Raw genomic sequence first — 12,613 nt, 5'->3', positions numbered from 1 at the left:
ACGCGGGAGTGTGGGCGGACCTGCGTCATACTTCAATGCAATGAGCCAGCTATCGAATATGAATGGGGTGCATATTGATTCGGTCGACCTCAACCTGCTCCGGTTGTTCGACGCCGTCTACCGCACCCGCAACGTGAGCCGCGCTGCCGAGGCGCTGGGCCTCACGCAGCCGGCGGCCAGCCATGGCCTCACGCGGCTGCGCCTGCTGCTGGGCGACGCGCTGTTCACACGCAGCCTCGGCGGCGTGGCGCCCACGCCGCGCGCCGAGCGGCTGGCGGTGCCCGTGCAGTCGGCGCTGGCGATGCTGCAGCAGGCGCTGGCCGAGCCCGAGCGCTTCGACCCGGCCGCGTCGCGCAAGCTCTTTCGCATCCACATGAGCGACATCGGCGAGGGGCGCTTTCTGCCCGCGCTGATGGCGCGGCTGCGCGAGCTGGCGCCGGGCGTGCGCGTGGAGACCATGCCGCTCGCGCCGGGCGAGATCGCCACCGCGCTGGACAGCGGCAGGGTCGACTTCGCCTTCGGCTTCCTGCCGCACGTGGAGGACACCCAGCGCACGCAGTTGCTGAAAGACCGCTACATCGTGCTGCTGCGCCACGACCACCCCTTCGTGAAGCGCCGGCGCAGCGGCCAGACGCTGCTCGCCGCGCTGCACGAGCTCGACTACGTGGCCGTGCGCACCCACGCCGACACGCTGCGCATCCTGCAGCTGCTGAACCTCGAAGACCGCCTGCGCCTGACGACCGAGCACTTCATGGTGCTGCCGGCCATCGTGCGCGCCACCGACCTGGCGGTGGTGATGCCGCGCAACATCGCGCGCGGCTTCGCGGCCGAGGGCGGCTACGCCATCGTCGAGCCGCCGTTTCCGCTGCGCGACTTCACCGTGTCGCTGCACTGGAGCAAGCGCTTCGAGGCCGACCCGGGCAACCGGTGGTTGCGGCAGGTGATCGTGGCGTTGTTCTCGGAGCGCGGCTGACCGCGACCGCCGAACACCCGCAGCGTGCCCCGTGACCAGGGCACTGGGTGCTTCCCGCAGCGAAATCAAGGAGGAGGGCGAAGCCCGGGGGACATTCGCGGAGGGAAGTACCCGGTGGCCTGGGCACGCGCCCCGGACACACGCGTTATTCTCAAACGTTCCCGCCTCGCGCCTAAGTCCCCCGATCCCCGTCCGCATGTCCGTCCCGCATCCCCTTTCCCCCGCCTCCTTCCTTCGTCCCGCCAGCTTCGGCGCGCGCTGACGACACCCCCGGTGCAAGCGATTCTTTCCGGGGCCGTCCCGGTCCTGATCTTCATGGCCTGCGTGGGCCTGGCCACCTACGCGCAGAACCTCACGGGCTTTGCGTTCAGCCTCATCCTGCTGGGCCTCGTGTCGGTGTTCGACATCGCCAGCGTGAACGACGCCGCCAATGCCGCGACCGTGCTGAGCCTCATCAACGCCTGGACCTACTTCCGCGCGCGCCCCGGCCCCGTGCCCTGGCAGCTGATGAAGCCCGCGCTCAACGGCAGCACCGTCGGCGTCATCGTCGGGCTCATGCTGCTCGTGTGGCTCAGCGGCAGCGCCGTGTCGTGGCTGCGGGGGCTGCTGGGCGTGTCGATCCTGATCTGCGCCGTGCTGCTGTTGCTGCAGGGCAAGCCGCTGCCGGCCGTGTCGGGCCGCACCAGCTTCGCCCTCATCGGCGGGCTCTCGGGCGTGCTGGGCGGGCTGTTCTCGGCCTCGGGCCCGCCCATCGTCTTCCACATGTACCGCCAGCCGCTGGACCGCGAACTCGTGCGCCGCGCGCTGCTGTTGATGTTCGCCTTCAACTCGCTCGTGCGGCTCGTCATCGTGGTGCCGACCGGCCACTTCTCGTGGCACTCGGCGCTGCTGGCCGGCTGCGCCATGCCCGTGGTCTACGCCGCGACGCGGCTGCACCACCGCCTGCCGAACAAGCTGCAGCCGCGCACCTTGCAATGGCTGGTCGCCGGGCTGCTTTTCGTGGCCGGCGTGACGCTGCTGGCCACCGCCTGGACCGCCATCGCACACGGCTGAAAAACGGCTGAAAACCCTCGGTTTCCGGCGTGGCCCGGGAATTGCAACGTCAATCCAAGGGTTTCCCCGGACGTGGCATACCGACCCTCACATACGCGTTATGGGCGTGCCCGTATGCAAGACCCCACGCAAGCCGCTAACGTCCATGACTGGCCCACGACGGGCCGCCCACGAGCCTGAAAAAGCATGAGCACCGAGAGCAGCAGCAATCCGATTCAACCGATCCGCTTCTTCCATCGCGGAAAGATCGTCGACGTCAGCGGGGTCCATCCGACCCGCTCGGTGCTCGACTGGCTGCGCGAGGACGCGCGTTGCACCGGCACCAAGGAAGGCTGCAACGAAGGCGACTGCGGCGCCTGCACCGTCGTCATCGGCGAGCTGGCCACCGACGCCCACGCGCCCGGCGCGGTCGATGGCCTGCAGCTGCAGACCGTCAACGCCTGCATCCAGTTTTTGCCCACGCTGCACGGCAAGGCGCTGTTCACGGTCGAAGACCTCAAGGGACAGTGCGCGTCGCAGTGCAAGCCCAAGGCCGACGCCCCGGCCAAGCACGCCGTCCATCCGCTGCACCCCGTGCAGCAGGCCATGGTCGACTGCCATGGCTCGCAGTGCGGCTTCTGCACGCCGGGCTTCGTGATGTCGCTGTGGGCCACCTACGAACACCACCAGGCCGAGGGCACGCAGCCCACGCGCCAGCAGCTGGCCGACGACCTGTCGGGCAACCTCTGCCGCTGCACCGGCTACCGCCCCATCCTCGACGCCGGCCAGCGCATGTTCGATCTGCCGGCCGTGCGCCTGGACACCGCCCCCGTGGTGGCCGCGCTCACCGCGCTGAAGAACGACGGCCTGGACTACGCCGCCCCGCTGGGCGCCCGCATCGACCACTTCCACGCCCCCAAGACCCTGGCCCAGCTCGCCGCACTGCGCGTGCAGAAGCCGCGCGCCCAGCTGCTGGCCGGCTCGACCGACGTCGGCCTGTGGGTCAACAAACAGTTTCGCGACCTCGGCGACATCATCTATGTCGGCGACGTGGCCGAGATGAAGACGGTCGAAGAGCGCGCCGACGAGCTCTACATCGGCGCCGGCGCCTCGCTCGAAGCCGCCTTCGGCGCGCTGGTGGCCCGCGTGCCCAGCCTGGCCGACGTGTGGCTGCGCTTTGCCTCGCCGCCGATCCGCCACGCCGGCACCATGGGCGGCAACGTCGCCAACGGCTCGCCCATCGGCGATTCGCCGCCGGTGCTGATGTCGCTGGACGCCGAGATCGAACTGCGCCGCGGTGATGTGGTTCGCCGCATGCCGTTGCCCGACTTCTACCTCGACTACATGAAGAACGAGCTGCAGCCCGGCGAGTTCGTGCAGGGCTTGGCCGTGCCGCTGGCCGCCATGCGCCGCCAGGTGCGCGCCTACAAGATCAGCAAGCGCTTCGACTGCGACATCTCCGCGCTGTGCGCGGGCTTCGCCATCGAACTGGAAGCCGGCAGCGACACGGTGAAGGCCGTGCGCCTGGCCTTCGGCGGCATGGCCGCCACCGTCAAGCGCGCCGCCAACGCCGAAGCCGCGCTCGTCGGCAAACCGTGGACGCAGGCCAGCGTGGCCACCGCCAAGCTGGCGCTGGCGCAAGACTTCAAGCCGCTTTCCGACATGCGGGCCTCGGCCGACTACCGCCTGCAGGTGGCGCAGAACCTGATCCAGCGCCTGTGGCTCGAAACCCGCACGCAGGACGCGCTGTCCATCGAAGAAACCAGCGTCTGGAGCGTGATGCCCCATGTCGTTGCCAAGGTTGCGGCGGAAGGACTCTGACCATGAACAAACCCATCGACGCCCGCCTGCTGCAGCCCGCCGAGGCCTTTGCCGACTACCTGAAGAACACCGCCGCCCGCATCGACGTGGGCGCCGAAGCGCTGGCGCACGGCCGCGGCATGCGCGTGGGCATCAGCCGCCCGCACGAGTCGGCGCACCTGCACGTGGCCGGCGAAGCCACCTACATCGACGACATTCCCGAGCTCGCCGGCACGCTGCACTGCGCGCTGGGCCTGTCGCCGGCCGCCAACGGCCGCGTGACGGCGCTGTCGCTCGACGCCATCCGCGCCATGCCCGGCGTGGTCACGGTGATCACCGCCGACGACATTCCCGGCACCAACGACTGCGGCTCGATCATTCGCGACGACCCGATCCTGCTGCCCGTGAACGACGGCGGCCAGATCCGCTACCTCGGCCAGCCCGTGTTCGCCGTGATCGCCGAGACGCGCGACGCCGCACGCCGCGCCGCTGCCAAGGCCAAGGACGCGCTGACCATCGAGGCGCAGCCGCCCGTGCTCACGCCGCAGGACGCGCATGCGCGCGGCCAGTACGTGGTGCCGCCGATGCACATCGTGCGCAGCGGCGGGGCCGCCAACGGCGGCGACGAGGCCGCCGTGCGCGCCGCCATCGCGAAGGCACCTCATCGCCACAGCGCCACGCTCGACGTGGGCGGGCAGGAACAGTTCTACCTCGAAGGCCAGATCAGCTACGCCATCCCGAAGGAGGGCGGCGCGCTGCACATCCACTGCTCGACGCAGCACCCCAGCGAGATGCAGCACCTGGTGGCGCATGCGCTGCACCTGTCCTCGAACGAGGTGCATGTGGAATGCCGGCGCATGGGCGGCGGCTTCGGCGGCAAGGAATCGCAGTCGGCGCTGTTCGCCTGCGTGGCGGCCATCGCCGCGCGCCAGCTGCAGCGCCCCGTGAAGCTGCGCCTGGACCGCGACGACGACTTCATGATCACCGGCCGTCGCCACTGCTTCTGGTACGAGTACGACGTGGGCTACGACGACGAGGGTCGCATCCTCGGCGCCGAGATCACCATGGTCTCGCGCGCCGGCCATTCGGCCGACCTGTCGGGCCCGGTGATGACGCGCGCGCTGTGCCACTTCGACAACGCCTACTGGCTGCCCAACGTGAGCATGCACGGCTTCTCGGGCAAGACCAACACGCAGAGCAACACGGCCTTCCGCGGCTTCGGCGGCCCGCAGGGCGCCATCGCCATCGAGAACATCATGGACTCGGTGGCGCGCGAACTGAAGCGCGACCCGCTCGACGTGCGGCGCGTCAACTTCTACGGCAAGGGCGAGAACAACGTCACGCCGTACCGCCAGACCGTGACCGACAACATCGTCCACGAACTCGTGGCCGAGCTGGAGGAAACCAGCGACTACCGCCTGCGCCGCGAAGAGATCGCCGCCTTCAACGCCAAGAGCCCGGTGCTCAAGCGCGGCCTGGCGCTGGCGCCGCTGAAGTTCGGCATCTCGTTCAACGTGAAGCACTTCAACCAGGCCGGCGCGCTGGTGCACGTGTACACCGACGGCTCGATCCTCGTGAACCACGGCGGCACCGAGATGGGCCAGGGCCTGAACACCAAGGTGGCGCAGGTGGTGGCGCACGAGCTGGGCGTGAGCTTCGAGCGCGTGCGCGTCACCGCGACCGACACGACCAAGGTGGCCAACACCTCGGCCACGGCCGCCTCGACCGGTGCCGACCTGAACGGCAAGGCCGCGCAGGACGCCGCCCGCCAGATCCGCGAACGCCTGGCCGCCTGCGCCGCCGAACGCCATGGCGGCAACGCCGCCGACGTGCGCTTTGCCAACGACCAGGTCGAAGTGAACGGCCGCACGCTGGCCTTCAGCACCGTGGTGGGCGAGGCCTACCTCGACCGCAAGCAGCTGTGGTCCGACGGCTTCTACGCCACGCCCGGCCTGAGCTGGGACAAGGACAAGATGCAGGGCCGCCCGTTCTACTACTACGCCTACGGCGCGGCGGTGAGCGAGGTGGTGGTGGACACCCTCACCGGCGAATGGAAGCTGCTGCGCGCCGACATCCTGCACGACGCGGGCAAGTCGCTGAACCCGGCCGTGGACATCGGCCAGGTCGAGGGCGCCTTCATCCAGGGCATGGGCTGGCTCACCACCGAAGAGCTGGTGTGGCACCCGGCGAGCGGCAAGCTCACCACGCACGCGCCGAGCACCTACAAGATCCCGACGGCCAACGACTGCCCGCCGGTGTTCAACGTGCGCCTGTTCGAGGGCCAGAACGTCGAAGACTCCATTCACCGCAGCAAGGCCGTGGGCGAACCGCCGCTGTTGCTGCCGTTCTCGGTGTTCTTCGCGATCCGCGATGCCGTGTCGGCCGCGGGCGGGCACCGGGTCGATCCGCCGCTGAAGGCGCCGGCCACGAGCGAATCCATCCTCCGCGCCCTCACCGCGGTGCAGGCAGCCTCTGGCGAATGAGCACCGGCCGTGCTCGCACGGTCCGAGCGTCCTTCCGTTCTCCAAATGCTGCGCTGTATAACTGTTCGCACAGACAAGAAAGGTGTGAACAGCCATGAGAGACCAGGCGCTTTTCGACAAGATCGACCTTCATCTGATTCGGGTGCTTCATACCGTGCTGACCGACCGCAGCGTCTCGCGCGCCGCCATCCGCCTGGGCATGTACCAGCCGGCCGTCTCGGCCGCGCTGAAGCGCCTGCGCGAGCTGTCGGGCGACCCGCTGCTGGTGCGCTCGGGCTCGGGCATGGTGCCCACCGATGCGGGGCTGCGCATGATCGAGCCCGCGGCCAGCATTCTTCGGGCGGCCGAGATGCTGTTCTCGGATGCGCGGGGTTTCGAGCCGCAGTCGGCGGCCACCACCTTCCGCATCGCGGCCAGCGACTACATGGACCCGCTGTTCCTGCCGATGCTGGTGGCGCAGGTCAAGCGCGAGGCGCCGCTGTGCCAGATCGAGATCCATGCGCTCTCGCCCGACTCGGACTACCACGGGCACCTGGCGCTCGGGCAGGTCGACCTGGTGATCGGCAACTGGCTCAAGCCGCCGGAAGACCTGCACATGGCGCGCCTCTTCGGCGACGAGGTGGTGTCGCTGGTCAACCAGGACCATCCGGCGGTGCGCCGCGGCTGGGACCTGGAAACCTGGCTGGCAGCCGAGCACATCGCGCCCACGCCCATGCACCCGGGCGGGCGCGGCATCATCGACCAGATGCTCGACGAGCTGGGACGGCAGCGCAACATCACGGCGCGCTGCGCGCACTTCAGCCTCATCCCGGACATGGTGGCCTCGAGCCTTTTGGTGCTCACCACCGGGCGCCAGTACTGCGAGCGCTTTGCCGCACGGCTGCCCGTGAAGATCCTCGAGTGCCCGGCCGCGCTGCCGCGCCTCATGTACTACCAGCTCTGGCACGAACGTACCCATTCGTCGAGTTCCGCGCGCTGGCTGCGCGAATGCATCAAGGGCGTGGCGGCGTCGCTGCGGCCCGGCTTCGATGCCGCGCCTGCCGCCCCCGCCCGAACCCTGCCGGCTGAGCCGCTTTCCGATCCTCCCTGAGCCCTCCGTCGCGCCGGCGTCGCGACCGAGGCAACGATGAACGAACCGCCACATACAACAGCTGGAGACAAGCGAAATGAACAGGTATGAAGAGGTGCCCAAGGCCACCACTCCCCGGGCCGCCGGGGCCACCGAGGCGGCGCCGTTGCGTGCGGCCACCGCACCGGCCAACGCCGGTCTGCTGGAACGCTTTTTCAAGCTGACCGAGCACAACACCACCGTGCGCACCGAAGTCATCGCAGGGCTGACCACCTTCCTGACGATGGCCTACATCATCTTCGTGAACCCCTCGATCCTCGGGGACGCGGGCATGCCCAAGGGCGCGGTCTTCGTCGCCACCTGCCTGATCGCGGCCATCGGCACGCTGATCATGGGCCTGTACGCCAACTACCCGATCGCCATGGCGCCGGGCATGGGCCTGAACGCCTACTTCGCCTACGTGGTCGTGCTCGGCATGGGCTACACCTGGCAGACCGCGCTGGGCGCGGTGTTCATCTCGGGCTGCCTGTTCCTGATCGTGACGGTCACCGGGTTGCGGGAGCTGTTCATCGCGGGCATACCGCAGTCTTTGCGAACGGCGATCACCGTGGGCATCGGCATGTTCCTGGCGCTCATCGCGCTCAAGAGCGCGGGCGTGGTCGCGGCTTCGCCGGCCACCTTCGTCACGCTGGGCGACCTGCACTCGGCGCCCGTGATCCTGGCGACCATCGGCTTCCTCATGATCGTGGCGCTCGACCGGCTCAAGGTGCGCGGCGCCATCCTGATCGGCATCCTCACGGTGACGGTGCTGTCGTTCTTCTTCGGCGGCAACAAGTTCCACGGCGTGTTCGACGCACCGCCGTCCATCGCACCCACCTTCATGCAGCTGGACATCCTGAGCGCGCTCAAGGGCGGCATCCTGAACGTGGTGCTGGTGTTCTTCCTGGTCGAGATGTTCGACGCCACCGGCACGCTGATGGGCGTGGCCAAGCGCGCGGGCCTGCTGGTGCCGGGCAAGATGGAGCGCATGAACAAGGCGCTCTTGGCCGACAGCGGCGCGATCTTCGCGGGCTCGCTGCTGGGCACCTCGAGCACCACGGCCTACGTGGAAAGCGCGGCCGGCGTGCAAGCCGGTGGCCGCACCGGCCTCACGGCCGTGGTGGTGGCGGTGCTGTTCCTGGCCTGCCTGATGATCTCGCCGCTGGCGGGCTCGGTGCCGGCCTACGCCACCGCACCGGCGCTGCTCTTCGTGGGCTGCCTGATGCTGCGCGACCTGGTCGAGCTCGACTGGGAAGACACCACCGAGGTGATCCCGGCGGCCGTCACGGCGCTGGCCATGCCCTTCACCTACTCGATCGCCAACGGCCTGGCCTTCGGCTTCATCACCTACGCGGTGCTCAAGCTGTGCACCGGCCGGGCACGGGAAGTGCATGCGATGGTGTGGGTGATCGCGGCGATCTTCCTGTTCAAGTTCGCCTACATCGGCGGACACTGAAGGACGCGCCGTCGGGCGCCGATGGTCGCGGGGACGCTATTAAACTTATAGCTGTCCCCGCTTGTTGATGTTGAACGAGACAAACCCACGAAACCCGGCATGACAACCCCCAGACTCCAGCTGGCGCACATCACCAAGCGGTACCCCGCGGTGGTGGCCAACAGCGACATCTCCCTGGCCGTGCAGCCCGGCGAAATCCATGCCGTGCTCGGAGAGAACGGCGCGGGCAAATCGACCCTGATGAAGATCATCTACGGCTCGGTCAAGCCCGACGAAGGCACCGTCACCTTCGACGGCCAGGCGGTGAACCTGCGCAACCCGCAGCAGGCGCGCGCGCTGGGCATCAGCATGGTGTTCCAGCACTTCAGCCTGTTCGACACGCTCACCGTGGCCGAGAACGTCTGGCTGGGCCTGGACAAGTCGCTCGCGCTGGCCGAGGTGGCCCGCAGCATCACGGCCAAGGCGAGCGAGTACGGGCTGGACATCGACCCCTCGCGCCCCGTGCACACGCTGTCGGTGGGCGAGATGCAGCGGGTGGAGATCATCCGCGCGCTGCTCACCAACCCCAAGCTGCTGATCCTGGACGAGCCGACCTCGGTGCTCACGCCGCAGGCTGTGATCCGCCTGTTCGGCGTGCTGAACAAGCTGGCCTCGGAAGGCTGCAGCATCCTGTACATCAGCCACAAGCTGCACGAGATCCAGGAGCTGTGCACCGCCTGCACCGTGCTGCGCGGCGGCAAGGTCACGGGTGTGTGCAACCCGCGCAACGAGAGCACCGAATCGCTCTCGCGCCTCATGATCGGCAGCGAGCCGCCGCCGCTGCAGCACCGCCCGCTGCATGCCGGCGCGGTGGCGCTGCGCGTGCAGGGCCTGAAGCTGGCGCGCGAAGACCAGTTCGGCGTCGACCTGGACGGCATCTCCTTCGACGTGCGCGCAGGCGAGGTCGTCGGCATCGCCGGCGTCTCGGGCAACGGCCAGAAGGAACTGCTGTACACGCTCTCGGGCGAGGACGTGCGCGCCGAGCCCGCCATGGTGCGGGTGTTCGACCAGCCGGCCGGCCGGCTGCGCCCGCGCGCGCGGCGTGCGCTGGGCCTGCATTTCGTGCCCGAGGAGCGGCTGGGGCGCGGCGCCGTGCCCACGCTGGGCCTGGCGCACAACCTGCTGCTCACGCGCAGCAACGCGGTGGGCAAGGGCGGCTGGATCCGCACCGCCGAGCTCGACAAGCAGGCGCGTTCCATCATCGATCGCTTCAAGGTGAAGGCCGGCGGCCCGGGCGCGGCGGCGCGTTCGCTGTCGGGCGGCAACCTGCAGAAATTCATCGTCGGTCGCGAGATCGACGCCAACCCGAAGCTCTTCATCGTCTCGCAGCCGACCTGGGGCGTGGACGTGGGCGCGGCGGCGCTCATCCACGCCGAGATCCTCGCGTTGCGCGACGCCGGCTGCGCCGTGCTCGTGATCAGCGAGGAGCTGGACGAGCTGTTCAACATCTGCGACCGGCTGCACGTGATCGCCAAGGGGCGGCTGTCGCCCTCGATCGACCGCGCGGCGGCCACGCTGCCGCAGATCGGCGAATGGATGAGCGGCCTGTGGCCGCAGGCGCAGCCCCACCAGAACAACAAGAAGGAGGGCGCGCATGCTCAAGCTTGAACCCCGCCCGGAGCTGTCGCGCTTCTGGAGCTATGGCTCGCCGATCCTGGCGCTCTTGATCACCGTGCTCATCGGCGTGGCGCTGTTCGCCGCGCTCGGCAAGGACCCGGTCAAGGGTCTGCAGGTGTTCTTCTACGAGCCGATCAAGAGCGGCTACGCCATCGGCGAGCTGATGGTGAAGGCCACGCCGCTGCTCATCATTGCGCTCGGCCTGGCCGTGTGCTTTCGCTCCAACGTCTGGAACATCGGCGCCGAAGGGCAGTTCGTGTGCGGCGCCATCGCGGCGGGCGGCGTGGCGCTGCTGGCCGACAAGAGCACCGGCAGCTGGATCGTCGTGGCCATTCTGCTGGCGGGCATTCTGGGCGGCATGGTGTGGGCGGGCATCGTCGCGTTCCTGCGCGACAAGTTCAACGCCAACGAAATCCTCGTGAGCCTGATGCTGGTCTACGTGGCCACGCTGATGCTGAGCTACCTGGTCTTCGGGCCCTGGAAAGATCCGCAGGGCTACAACTTCCCGCAGACCAAGACCTTCGAGGCGGTGACGCAGATCCCGCGCCTCATGAAGGGCTCGCGCGTGTCGATCGGGTTGATCATCGCGCTGGTCGGCGCGGGCGCGCTGTGGGTGTTCCTGTTCCGCACGCGCGCGGGCTTCGCGCAGCAGGTCGGCGGGCTGGCGCCCGCGGCGGCGCGCTATGCCGGTTTTTCGGCACGCCGCGCGGTGTGGATCGCGCTGCTCACCTCGGGCGGCGCGGCCGGCCTGGCGGGCGCGCTCGAAGTGGCGGGCCCCATCGGCCAGCTCACGCCGTACGTGCCCGCGGGCTACGGCTTCGCGGCCATCATCGTGGCCTTCGTCGGGCGGCTGCACCCGGTGGGCATGATCTTCTCGGCGATCCTGATGAGCATGTTCTACATCGGCGGCGAACTCGCGCAGTCGCGCCTGGGCCTGCCCAAGTCGCTCACCGGCGTGTTCCAGGGCCTGCTGCTGTTCACGCTGCTGGCCTGCGACACGCTCATCGCCTACCGCATCCGCCGCAAGGCCGGCGCCAAGGCCGCGACGCTGACCACGAGTTCGCTGCAGGTCAGCACGCCGATCACCGCGCCGACCGCGCCCGTTGCGCCGACCGCGCGTGCCACCGAAGGAGGGCTCTGAACCATGGAAAGCTACGCACTCCTGCTGGGCTCCACCCTGAGCGCGGGCACCGTGCTCGCCATCGCGGCACTGGGCCTGTTGATCAACGAGAAGGCCGGCGTCGTCAACCTCGGCGCCGAGGGCATGATGCTGTGCGCCGCCATCGCGGGCTTCGCGACGGTGGTCATCACGCACAACCCCTGGCTCGGCTTCCTGGCCGGCATGGCGGCCGGTGCGCTGCTCGCGGCTTTCTTCGGCGTGCTCGTGATCTGGCTCAACACCAACCAGTACGCCACGGGGCTCGCGCTGAGCCTGTTCGGCGTCGGCTTCTCGGCCTTCGCGGGCATCAGCTTCGTGCAGGCCAAGCTGCCCGAGAGCACGCCCTTCGCCATTCCCGTGCTGGCCGACATCCCGCTGGCCGGCCCGGCGCTGTTCCGGCACCACCCGATGGTGTACGTGGCCGTGCTGCTGACCATCGGGCTCATCTGGTTCCTGTACCGCACCCGCGCCGGCCTCGTGCTGCGCTCGGTGGGCGAGTCGCCCGAGTCGGCGCATGCGCTGGGCTACCCGGTGCGGCGCATCCGCTTCCTGGCGGTGATCGCGGGCGGCGCGCTGTGCGGCCTGGCGGGTGCGTACCTGTCGACCGTGTACACGCCGCTGTGGGTCGAGGGCATGGTCGCCGGCCGCGGCTGGATCGCGCTGGCGCTGACCACCTTCGCCACCTGGCGCCCGATCCGCGTGCTGCTCGGCGCCTACCTGTTCGGTGGCGTCTCGATGCTGGGCTTCCACCTGCAAAGCAGCGGCGTCGACGTGCCCTCGCAGTTCCTCAGCATGGCCCAGTACATCGCGCCGATCGTGGTGCTGGCGCTGATCTCGCGCAACCCCGCCTTCATCCGCATCAACATGCCGGCATCGATGGGGAAACCGTTCTACCCCGGCTCATAATCGCGTTCTCGTTTTTTTGCCAACCCGTCCTTTTCTTCCG

General features: G+C 68.9%; 9 protein-coding genes. All 9 read left to right on the top strand.

What is annotated here, in order from left to right:
* Window positions 1-58: 58 nt before the first annotated feature.
* The 9 genes from AC1RLW_RS17780 (at window position 59) to AC1RLW_RS17740 (ending at window position 12,573) form a co-directional block, all read left to right on the top strand.
* On the top strand, window positions 59-973 hold the full coding sequence (locus tag AC1RLW_RS17780) for a LysR family transcriptional regulator (RefSeq protein ID WP_493194242.1): 915 nt from the start codon (window positions 59-61) through the stop codon (window positions 971-973).
* Window positions 974-1,246: 273 nt separating this feature from the next.
* Window positions 1,247-2,026: a sulfite exporter TauE/SafE family protein gene (locus tag AC1RLW_RS17775; protein ID WP_083259231.1), complete on the top strand. Its 780-nt coding sequence runs from the start codon at window positions 1,247-1,249 to the stop codon at window positions 2,024-2,026.
* A gap of 186 nt (window positions 2,027-2,212) precedes the next feature.
* Complete coding sequence (gene xdhA / locus AC1RLW_RS17770) at window positions 2,213-3,826, top strand: xanthine dehydrogenase small subunit (RefSeq protein WP_493194241.1); 1,614 nt, start codon at window positions 2,213-2,215, stop codon at window positions 3,824-3,826.
* A 2-nt stretch (window positions 3,827-3,828) separates the two neighbouring features.
* A complete protein-coding gene (gene xdhB / locus AC1RLW_RS17765; RefSeq protein WP_493194239.1) occupies window positions 3,829-6,288 on the top strand; it encodes a xanthine dehydrogenase molybdopterin binding subunit in 2,460 nt (819 codons plus the stop codon).
* A 94-nt stretch (window positions 6,289-6,382) separates the two neighbouring features.
* Entirely contained in the window at window positions 6,383-7,378 is a 996-nt protein-coding gene (locus tag AC1RLW_RS17760; protein WP_492745837.1) for a LysR family transcriptional regulator, read from the top strand.
* A 76-nt stretch (window positions 7,379-7,454) separates the two neighbouring features.
* Window positions 7,455-8,852 carry an NCS2 family permease gene (locus AC1RLW_RS17755; protein ID WP_062477503.1) on the top strand — a complete coding sequence of 466 codons (1,398 nt, stop codon included), beginning with the start codon at window positions 7,455-7,457 and terminating at the stop codon, window positions 8,850-8,852.
* A gap of 99 nt (window positions 8,853-8,951) precedes the next feature.
* Window positions 8,952-10,499, top strand: a complete 1,548-nt coding sequence (locus AC1RLW_RS17750; RefSeq protein ID WP_095744201.1) for an ABC transporter ATP-binding protein — start codon at window positions 8,952-8,954, stop codon at window positions 10,497-10,499.
* Complete coding sequence (locus AC1RLW_RS17745) at window positions 10,486-11,649, top strand: ABC transporter permease (protein WP_062477508.1); 1,164 nt, start codon at window positions 10,486-10,488, stop codon at window positions 11,647-11,649. Before AC1RLW_RS17750 ends, AC1RLW_RS17745 begins: the two co-directional genes overlap by 14 nt.
* Window positions 11,650-11,652: 3 nt before the next feature.
* Window positions 11,653-12,573, top strand: a complete 921-nt coding sequence (locus AC1RLW_RS17740) for an ABC transporter permease (protein WP_070061710.1) — start codon at window positions 11,653-11,655, stop codon at window positions 12,571-12,573.
* Window positions 12,574-12,613: the final 40 nt, after the last annotated feature.

The organism is Variovorax sp. GW822-FHT04A09, assembly GCF_058801005.1.
The sequence above is the reverse complement of the archived record's forward strand: the minus strand, read 5'-3'. Positions and strand labels throughout refer to the sequence as shown.

Bases quoted from the DNA above. Each gene is read 5' to 3' on its own strand.
- AC1RLW_RS17750 (WP_095744201.1), top strand. From the start codon at position 8,952: ATGACAACCCCCAGACTCCAGCTGGCGCACATCACCAAGCGGTACCCC.
- AC1RLW_RS17755 (WP_062477503.1), top strand. From the start codon at position 7,455: ATGAACAGGTATGAAGAGGTGCCCAAGGCCACCACTCCCCGGGCCGCC.
- xdhB (WP_493194239.1), top strand. From the start codon at position 3,829: ATGAACAAACCCATCGACGCCCGCCTGCTGCAGCCCGCCGAGGCCTTT.
- AC1RLW_RS17760 (WP_492745837.1), top strand. From the start codon at position 6,383: ATGAGAGACCAGGCGCTTTTCGACAAGATCGACCTTCATCTGATTCGG.
- xdhA (WP_493194241.1), top strand. From the start codon at position 2,213: ATGAGCACCGAGAGCAGCAGCAATCCGATTCAACCGATCCGCTTCTTC.
- AC1RLW_RS17740 (WP_070061710.1), top strand. From the start codon at position 11,653: ATGGAAAGCTACGCACTCCTGCTGGGCTCCACCCTGAGCGCGGGCACC.
- AC1RLW_RS17745 (WP_062477508.1), top strand. From the start codon at position 10,486: ATGCTCAAGCTTGAACCCCGCCCGGAGCTGTCGCGCTTCTGGAGCTAT.
- AC1RLW_RS17780 (WP_493194242.1), top strand. From the start codon at position 59: ATGAATGGGGTGCATATTGATTCGGTCGACCTCAACCTGCTCCGGTTG.